General features: G+C 30.9%; 7 protein-coding genes. 5 read left to right on the forward strand and 2 right to left on the reverse strand.

Annotated elements, in window-relative coordinates:
- The first annotated feature begins 17 nt into the window (after positions 1 to 17).
- The gene (locus AABM47_RS00420) at positions 18 to 425 is read left to right on the forward strand and encodes a hypothetical protein (RefSeq protein ID WP_338408943.1); all 408 of its coding nucleotides are present in this window, start codon (positions 18 to 20) and stop codon (positions 423 to 425) included.
- Between the two features lie 181 nt (positions 426 to 606).
- Here the strand turns inward: AABM47_RS00420 and AABM47_RS00425 are convergent, their stop codons facing one another.
- Both AABM47_RS00425 and AABM47_RS00430 read right to left on the reverse strand, forming a co-directional pair.
- Entirely contained in the window at positions 607 to 2,292 is a 1,686-nt protein-coding gene (locus AABM47_RS00425; protein ID WP_338408944.1) for a DUF6029 family protein, read from the reverse strand.
- Positions 2,292 to 2,762 (reverse strand): TlpA disulfide reductase family protein, encoded by a 471-nt coding sequence (locus tag AABM47_RS00430; RefSeq protein WP_338408945.1) that lies wholly within the window; start codon positions 2,760 to 2,762, stop codon positions 2,292 to 2,294. Before AABM47_RS00430 ends, AABM47_RS00425 begins: the two co-directional genes overlap by 1 nt.
- A 144-nt stretch (positions 2,763 to 2,906) precedes the next feature.
- Between AABM47_RS00430 and AABM47_RS00435 the strand changes: the two genes are divergently transcribed.
- The 4 genes from AABM47_RS00435 (at position 2,907) to AABM47_RS00450 (ending at position 7,004) form a co-directional block, all read left to right on the forward strand.
- Positions 2,907 to 4,589 carry an Omp28-related outer membrane protein gene (locus AABM47_RS00435; RefSeq protein WP_338408946.1) on the forward strand — a complete coding sequence of 561 codons (1,683 nt, stop codon included), beginning with the start codon at positions 2,907 to 2,909 and terminating at the stop codon, positions 4,587 to 4,589.
- 52 nt (positions 4,590 to 4,641) lie between these two features.
- Complete coding sequence (locus AABM47_RS00440; protein WP_338408947.1) at positions 4,642 to 5,373, forward strand: T9SS type A sorting domain-containing protein; 732 nt, start codon at positions 4,642 to 4,644, stop codon at positions 5,371 to 5,373.
- Positions 5,374 to 5,388: 15 nt separating this feature from the next.
- Entirely contained in the window at positions 5,389 to 6,441 is a 1,053-nt protein-coding gene (locus tag AABM47_RS00445) for an Omp28-related outer membrane protein (RefSeq protein WP_338408948.1), read from the forward strand.
- Between the two features lie 113 nt (positions 6,442 to 6,554).
- Entirely contained in the window at positions 6,555 to 7,004 is a 450-nt protein-coding gene (locus tag AABM47_RS00450) for a 6-carboxytetrahydropterin synthase (protein ID WP_338408949.1), read from the forward strand.
- Positions 7,005 to 7,177: the final 173 nt, after the last annotated feature.

Consider the following 7,177-nt stretch of genomic DNA (forward strand, 5'->3'; position numbering starts at 1 on the left):
CCCAAAAATATTATAGTATGAAAATACAATTTTTTGTTTTTTTTATTTTTATTTTTGTTTTTGTTTTTGTTGGATGTAAAAAAGAAGAGACTGCTAGTATAGTAAAATTTGAAACAAAAAACATGTCTTATAGGGATGCTGAAATAAACAAAAAAGTTTATGCCATAAATTCTGAAATTACTAATGATAAGATTATGGGTATTTGGACAACTGGGGAAAGCAGAAATGCAACTTTTGAAATTAAATCTAATTCCATTTATTACGTTGACAACTTTAAGGATTATCGCTATGAATTAAATAACGATACAATTGAAATAAAATATTCAGATTATACTTATCGTGCGAAAATTTTTCTGAAAAATGACACTTTGATCATGAAATCAAAAGAATATAGCCTTGCGAAATACTGGCGTTTTAAAGAATGACTATCGCTAACTGCTCTTTTAAACGATAGTAAGCTTCCGATTCTTGCTAAAGTTAAATTTCTTAGGTTTTTTTTAAGATTTTACTTGGGTGTATATGTAAAAAATCATTGTAACTGATGCAAAATGACAAATAAAAAGGATAGTTTTAAAACTATCCTTTTTTAATGCGAAAATTATTTATTTAAAACGAAGTGCTTAACGAAACCGAAATGCCTTTGCTTTCTGGAACAAACCTACAAACACCACCAACACAAACTAAACCACCTCTTTGTCTGCCATAGTTTAAGGCAACTCTTGAGGAGCCTTTTCTAAAACTTCCTCCTAGGTTATAGTAATGAATTTGTTTCTCTTTTAATTTATTACCATAGTTGTACATGTCGTAGATATAAAAAGACAGTTTGGAATTGAAATTAAATTCAACTGTTGCTCCAGCCCAATTTTTTAAATCTGCATCAGCCCATAAGTGCTCTGCTTGAATCCGAATAGATTTTGATGTGTTAAACTTATATGAAACATCTCCTGCTATAACATTAGTTTTAACTAATTCACCGCCAACTAATAAGCGTTGGTCATAATATTGATTGACATACATAATGTTACCGTGAAGACTCTTGTTTAGTTTTTTAGTAACTTCGATGTTAAAATCTGAAAAGTATTTTTGACTAACTCCAAAGAAATTAGTACTGTAATATTTTGGATTGTATTTATACTCTCCTGGTAAATTATACCAACTCGAATAATTAACTGCTACTTTTGTGCCATATTTACCTCCAATTTTGCTGCCTTTTTCAAAAGTATAAAACACATCTATTTGACCTCCGGTTTCTCCAGCTTTCATTATTGTTGGATCAATATAATCAATTCTGTTTTGAGCTTGATGAACATAAATATTAGCCAGGTTATAATGATGTTGCTTGGTTAAAGCTGGAACAAAATTTAATATCTTATCATTATAGTTAATACTAGTCGAGCCTCCGTTTTCTGGATAAACATCGGGTTCCCTTTCAGAATAAAAACTCATGTTTTCTATTCTTCTTAAAGTCAGATCAACTCCTAATCCTTTTTGTGAATAACCTGTATTTAATTGAAAGGCATTCCCTTTTTTTACAAAATTGTTTTCTAATTCATTAAACAAAATTGTAGCATCTTTTGATTTTGTACTGTGTTCAAATGATGCGTAAAAAGATTTATAGCTGTAATCCAATCTGCTTGAAAATGCATTTGTTAAAGCGTCAAATTCAGGTTGCTCTATTTTAATTTCATCTTGTCTGCCAACATAGCTAAACCCAATAGAGACATCAGAAAATTCTAATTTTAAAACCTTAGAAAGATTAAAATTAGAGTTAAAAGCAATTATTTTACCCTTAGAAACATCAAATCCGCTTCTTTGTTGACCAGCTAATGCTGTTAATCTTATGTTGTCCGAAGGAGTGTAAATTATTCGTGCTCCTCTAATGGCGTTGTTTATTCCTAAAGCCCTATCCTCCCAAGTTCTCAAAATCATTCCGCTTCCAAACTGCTCATAAATATGACCCGCTGTAACGTCTAATTTATTGGTTTTATAATTGAGATAAAAAGTACCAATATTTGTCCCTTTTAATTTTGGATTGTAATTTAGCAATGCGTTTTTTTCATAACCCTCAGCTAAAATACCCCCAGACAACCTGCCATAATTATAATTTAGGTTTAAATAATTATTAGATCGAAACCTGTTTTCAAAAGCAAAATCTCCTAATTCAGAATCGTCTAAATAATATTGAGAATTAGATTCAATGCCACCAAAAAATCTGCCTTTTATGTCTTCTTGTGCATGCATTTTTACTACGAAACTTATAAAAAAAATGCTTATTAAGTATTTGTAATTCATTATAATTCTTTTAATTCTTCATATAATTCTTCAACAGCTCCATCAGAGTATCCGTTATGGATTTTAACAATTTCTTTATTTTTAACAACTATTAAAAACGGAACATTTGTAATCGATAGTGCTCTTTTAAGGTCTTGATTTTTATCTAGTAAAACGGTATAAGTCCATCCTTTACCGTTAACCATGGGTGTAACTCGCTTTTGAGTTCTTGAATCATCAACCGATACTGCAATTACCTCTACATTTAATTCGTTTTGCCAATCATTATAATATTCATTAATGGCCTGTAGTTCTTGAATACAAGGAGCGCACCATGTTGCCCAAAAAGAAAAAATATATAATTTGTCTTGCTCGACAAAGTCGTTTTTTACATTTAAACTAAGATTATCTAGATTTTTTAATGATATATCTGGCATTTGTTTTTGACCAAATATTGAAAAAGAAATGAATAAAATAAATGCGTACTTCATTGTTAAATTGTTAAATTTTAGCAAACATACAAATAATTTGTACAAAAAAAACTCATATCAAATGCTAATCGGATTTAAATATTTATTAAATAAAAATATTGTATGTTTGTTATATTATTAACTTTTTAACTAAATATATTTATTGTGAATAAAACTTTACTTACTTTTTGCATAATTTCCCTTAGCTCTATTTCTTTTGCTCAAACAATTGTAAGCACTACTTCTCAAAACAAAAAAGTTGTTTTAGAAGAGTTCACAGGGATCCATTGTGTTTATTGTCCGCAAGGCCATGCTATTGCGCAAGGAATGAAGGATGCTGACCCAGATAATGTGTTTTTAATAAATGTTCATGTTGGTGGATATGCAACTCCCTCTGCTGGAGAACCAGACTTTAGAACCCCATATGGAACCGCAATTGCAGGCCAGTCTGATTTAGCCGGATATCCTGCTGGGACAATAAATAGATTTTTGTTTCCTAGTTATTCTCAATCTGCTGGTACAGCTATGAGTAGAAACTTTTGGTCAGCTGCCGGAAACACCATAAAAACTCAAAGTTCTTATGTTAATGTGGCGGTAGAATCTTCTATTAATGTGCAAAACAACCAATTAACCGTTCATGTTGAAGGATATTATACAGGTTCAAGCCCTGTTTCAACAAACAAATTAAATGTTGCCATATTACAAAACAATACCAAAGGACCACAAACAGGAGGTAATGCAGGAAACTTATACAATCATAAACATAGACTCGTGCATATGGTTACAGGTCAATGGGGTGAAAGCATTACAACTACTACAATGGGCACTTTTGTAGACAAAACATATACCTATACATTGCCTGCTAGTTATGTAGGCGTACCGGTAGACATTGCTGAATTAGAAATTGTTGCTTTTGTAACTGAAACACAACAAAATATTATTTCTGGAAATGGATCAACCCCAACATTTACAGGTATTATTGGAAACGATGTTCATTTAACATCTATTGATAATGTTCCAAGTCAATGTATTAACAATATAGCTCCAAAAGTTAGTATTAAAAACATAAGTCAAACTCCATTAACATCATTAAACATTAATTATGATATTAATTCAGAAAACCCACAAGTGTTTAATTGGACTGGAAGCTTAGGTGTTATGCAAACTCAAGAAATTCAACTGCCAGCAATTACCTATTCTATTTTACCAACAAATATAGTCAATGTAACCTTGCCAAGTGATGCCAATAATACCAATAATGTTATAACTACTAGTTTTAATAAATCTGCAGAAACAACAAATAATTTAAATTTATCGATTCAGACAGATGATTGGGGAACAGAATGTTCTTGGAATATTAAAAACTCTTCTGGAGTTGCTGTTCTGAGCGGAGGTCCATACGGCCCTGACCAAAGCCCGGGCAGCTATAACATTCCTATTTCTTTACCTGTTAGTGATTGTTATTCATTTAATTTAATTGATTCTTATGGTGATGGAGGTGGAGCAGTTTCTTTGACTGATTCAAACAACCTTGTTGTGTATTCAACGCCTGGAAATTATGGCTTTGGTGTCTCTAGAGCCTTTGCTATTCAAGGTTTCCTTAATGTAAAGTCAGATGAGTTGGAACATTTTTCTCTTTTCCCTAACCCTTCTAACGGAATAATTTCTATTTTTTCTCCATCTAATGTTGATATTACTATTTCAGACGTTACCGGTAAAATTGTTTTTAATGCAAAGCAGCTTATTAACAGTAGTGAAATAAATTTAACTCATTTAAATAGAGGTGTTTATTTTGCCAAAATAAAATCAGAGACTTCAGAAAAAAACGAAAAAATTATAATAAAATAAATATTTTATGTCTAACCCAATTTCTTAGGTTAGATATAAAAAAAACAATACTATGAAAAAAACACTTTGTGCCTTAGCTTTTTTAACTTTTACATCTTTTTTTGCTCAATTTTCTGTAAATAAACTAGATGGAACACCTATTATAGACGGTGACGTAATAACCTATACGGTCGCTACAGATCCACAATCGAGTTTGGACTTTCATGTTGTTAATACTACTTCCTCACCGATTTTGACTAAAATTCAATTTGTAAGTGCTACATTTTATGATGGCACTAATTTTCAATTGTGTTATGGCACAGACTGTTATGACAATGTTGTTGTTGGTCAATCCTATCCAAATGCTGCATATGAAATACCGGCAAACGGACAAAACGGAAATTTTGATCATTTCTTAAATACAAATGTTGGCGATGGTACTAATTATCCAATGGATTTTGTGTTTAAATTTTATACGCTTGATGCTGCTGGAAATGAAATAGGAGCTGCTATAAATTTCACTTATAGATATAACCCTAACCTAAGCAGCGACTCTTTTGTGTCTGAAATAAAAGAAATCGGTGTTGATTTAAAAAACACATTAGTAGAAAATAATCTTGAGTTTAACGCTGAAAAAAATGTGTCAATTAAATTATTTGACATAAACGGAAAAAATGTTTATAACAATACATTTGAAAGCGGAAATCATCAAATTGATTTAAGCCATTTGTCTTCTAATATTTATTTTTTAAATTTTACTAATGAAGAAAACAAAAAAGCTAGTGTAAAAATCATTAAAAAGTAATACCCATTAATTCTTATGAAGTTTATTAAATTACTTGTTTTATCTTTAATTCTATTTGTTTCAAATTCTTGTTCAGAAAACTATACTGTTCTTGAGTCTGTTGAGTCTATAATTGTTACTGCAGATAATTCATTTTCATTAATTAATGAAACTGTTACACTATCTGCCTATACTTCTACAGGTGAAGATGTTACTGCTGTTTCAGTGTTTTATATAAACAACAATGCTCTAAACAGCAATGTATTTACATCAAATACCATTGGCGAATTTACAGTAACCAGTAGCTATTTAGGAATAATTTCAGCCCCTGTTGTTATTACGTTTCATGATGGTACTCAAGTTAATTTTAGAAAAAGAGTGTTATTAGAAGATTATACAGGTACCTGGTGTGGATATTGTACGCGTGTTGCTTATGCAATTGAACAAGTAAACGCTATTACAGATGATGTTGTTGCTGTTGCGATACACAGATCAAGTTCTATTCCTACAAATTCTAATTATGATCCCTATAATTATGACACGAGTGCCTTAGAGAATCTTTTCCCTATTTCAGGCTATCCAAAAGGGCTAATTAATAGATTTACTCAATGGACAACTCCACAAGAAAACAATTTGGCTCAGGTTACATCGTTAACTCAAGGAGCAAACCCTAAACTTGGCCTTTCTATGAATAATACTGTTGTTGGAAACAATATACTTTTAGATGTCAAAGTAAAGTTTAGCAACAGTTTTACAAACCTAAAGTTAGTCGTTTATGTTTTAGAAAATGGCTTGGTTTATTCTCAAAAAAATTATACCTCGTATTACGGTGGTGTTAACCCAATTACAAATTATGTTCACAACCATACTTTAAGAAGTTGTATTACTGATTTATTTGGAGATTCTATAAATAATACTGAACCTTTTAGTGGCAATGTTTACACTAAATCATTTGACATTCCTGTTCCGGCTAATGTGTCTAATGCTAGTAATATTGAATTTGTAGCTTTTGTTGTAGATGAAAACGGAAATGCATTAAATGTTAGAAAAGCAGCTAAAAATGAAAATCAATCTTTTGAGGAGCTTTAAGTTTTATACTGTTAAGCATTAAAAAAGGCAGTCTTTAATTAGGCTGTCTTTTTTATTTAATAATGCCTCTTTAAAATTGCTATTTTTAGTACATTTGCAGAAATAAAATTACAATGAGCTACATAAGAATAACCAAGGCTTTTAGCTTTGAAACTGGACACGCTTTATATGGCTACGACGGAAAATGTAAAAATGTTCACGGGCACAGTTATAAATTGTCAGTTACAGTCATTGGAAAACCTATTACTGACAAAAACAATGTAAAATATGGAATGGTTATCGATTTTACCGATCTAAAAAAAATTGTTAGAGAAGAAATCGTAGATGTTTTTGACCATGCTACCGTTTTTAATAAAAACACACCACATGTAGAATTAGCGCATGAACTAAAAACACGTGGACATCATGTAATTTTAGTTGAATATCAACCTACAAGTGAAAACATGGTTGTTGATTTTGCAAAAAAAATTCAAAATAGACTTCCTTCACATATTACTTTACACTCTTTAAAGCTTCAAGAAACAGACACCTCTTTTGCAGAATGGTATTTGTCGGATAATTAAAAAAGTATTTAATGATCAATGTATAGCATGATACTCAAGGCTTATGCCTTTCCCAACCGTTATTTTACAAAAACACCCCCTAATTTAGTGTAAATTAGGGGGTGTTTTTTATTGGTGTTGCGCTTGGCATTACACTTTTTTTTCTTATTTCTTTACAATCATAAATTCTGAAC

Origin of the sequence: uncultured Flavobacterium sp. (assembly GCF_963925415.1) — a bacterium.
Classification (GTDB): Bacteria; Bacteroidota; Bacteroidia; order Flavobacteriales; family Flavobacteriaceae; genus Flavobacterium.

Coding starts and splice junctions, on each gene's coding strand:
- AABM47_RS00420 (WP_338408943.1), top strand. CDS start 18: ATGAAAATACAATTTTTTGTTTTTTTTATTTTTATTTTTGTTTTTGTT.
- AABM47_RS00425 (WP_338408944.1), bottom strand. CDS start 2,292: ATGAATTACAAATACTTAATAAGCATTTTTTTTATAAGTTTCGTAGTA.
- AABM47_RS00430 (WP_338408945.1), bottom strand. CDS start 2,762: ATGAAGTACGCATTTATTTTATTCATTTCTTTTTCAATATTTGGTCAA.
- AABM47_RS00440 (WP_338408947.1), top strand. CDS start 4,642: ATGAAAAAAACACTTTGTGCCTTAGCTTTTTTAACTTTTACATCTTTT.
- AABM47_RS00445 (WP_338408948.1), top strand. CDS start 5,389: ATGAAGTTTATTAAATTACTTGTTTTATCTTTAATTCTATTTGTTTCA.
- AABM47_RS00450 (WP_338408949.1), top strand. CDS start 6,555: ATGAGCTACATAAGAATAACCAAGGCTTTTAGCTTTGAAACTGGACAC.